At 69.0% G+C, this 1,526-nt stretch carries 1 protein-coding gene; it reads left to right on the top strand.

Annotated features, from left to right (window positions below):
- Positions 1-172: 172 nt before the first annotated feature.
- A complete protein-coding gene (gene uxuA, locus IE266_RS25750; protein WP_189683012.1) occupies positions 173-1,381 on the top strand; it encodes a mannonate dehydratase in 1,209 nt (402 codons plus the stop codon).
- Positions 1,382-1,526 lie beyond the last annotated feature (145 nt).

The raw sequence follows: 1,526 nt of genomic DNA, 5'->3' as shown, positions 1-1,526 counted from the left end.
TCCCCCGCCGCCCACTGACAACGCGCCTTCAGTCCGGGCAAAGGCAGCCTCCGGCCCTATCCGAACGCATGACCTGCAGGAAACCGAAGCTCCCCGCCCATTCTGGCATACTGCCATACTAGTCAGACATTCCGCGCCATGCTATCACGCTCGCAGGCAATGGGAGGATCACATGAAGCAGACCTGGCGCTGGTTCGGGCCAAACGACCTCGTGTCGATCGACGCCGTGCGTCAGGCCGGGGCAACCGGCATCGTCACCGCCCTGCACCATGTGCCCACCGGCACGGTCTGGACACCGGAGGAGATCGCCCGCCGCCAGGCCGAACTCGCCCGCATGTCGGACGGCAGCGCCTCGACCCTGACCTGGGACGTGGTCGAAAGCCTGCCCGTCTCCGAGGACATCAAGAAACAGCAGGGCGACTGGAAGGCCCATCTCGCCGCCTACCGCGAGTCGCTCAGGAACCTCGCCGCCGCCGGGATCGAGACGATCTGCTACAACTTCATGCCGGTGCTCGACTGGACCCGAACCGACCTCGCCTGGCGCCTGCCCTCGGGCGGGACCTGCATGCGCTTCGACCTGACCGATTTCGCGACCTTCGACCTGCACATCCTGCAACGCCCCGGCGCGGCCGAGGATTACGACGAGGCGCTCCGCGACAGCTGCGCCCGCCGCTTTGCCGCGATGTCCGAGGCCGCGAAGGACCAACTCGCCGGCAATGTAGTCTTCGGCCTGCCCGGTGCGGCCGAGCATTTCACCCTCGACGACGTCCGTGCCCATCTCGCGCAATATGCCGCCATGTCCGAGGATACCCTGCGCACCCATCTCGTCGACTTCCTCTCCGAAGTCGCCCCCACCGCCGAGGCGCTTGGCCTGCGGCTCTGCTGCCACCCCGACGACCCGCCCTTCCCGCTGCTCGGCCTGCCCCGCATCATGTCGACCGAGGCGCAATACGCCCGCGTGATGCAGGCGGTCGACAGCCCCGCCAGCGGCATCACGCTCTGCTCCGGCTCGCTCGGCGCGCGGCCCGACAACGACCTGCCGGGGATGATGGACCGCCTCGGCAGCCGGGTGCATTTCCTCCACCTGCGCAACACCCGCCGCGACACCGAGGCGATCCGCGGATCGTTCTACGAGGCCGAGCACCTGGGCGGCGACACCGACATGGTCGCCCTGATCGCCGCCGTGCTGTCCGAAGAGAAGCGCCGCAAGGCCGCGGGCCGCGCCGACTGGTCGATCCCCTTCCGCCCCGATCACGGGCAGGACATCCTCGACGACCTCACCCGCCGCGCCCAGCCCGGCTATCCCGCCATCGGCCGCCTCAAGGGCCTCGCCGAACTGCGCGGCGTCATCAGCGCCCTGGGCGCGGAGCACCTCGGCTAACCGGCGCGCCGCCCCTCGGGTCAGAGCCCCAGGCCGAGATCACCCCCGCCCGAAGCAGGCGCCATTCCCCTCTCCCCTCTGGGGAGCATGTATGAACTGCCTTCCCCTGCAAGTGATTTGTCGATCCGCCGCCGACCCTGCTTCT

Origin of the sequence: Seohaeicola zhoushanensis (assembly GCF_014656415.1) — a bacterium.
Taxonomy (GTDB): Bacteria; Pseudomonadota; Alphaproteobacteria; order Rhodobacterales; family Rhodobacteraceae; genus Seohaeicola_A; species Seohaeicola_A zhoushanensis.
This window is presented reverse-complemented; position numbering and strand designations above follow the sequence as displayed.

Excerpts from the sequence above, each read along its gene's own strand:
- uxuA (WP_189683012.1), top strand. The coding sequence starts at position 173 with ATGAAGCAGACCTGGCGCTGGTTCGGGCCAAACGACCTCGTGTCGATC.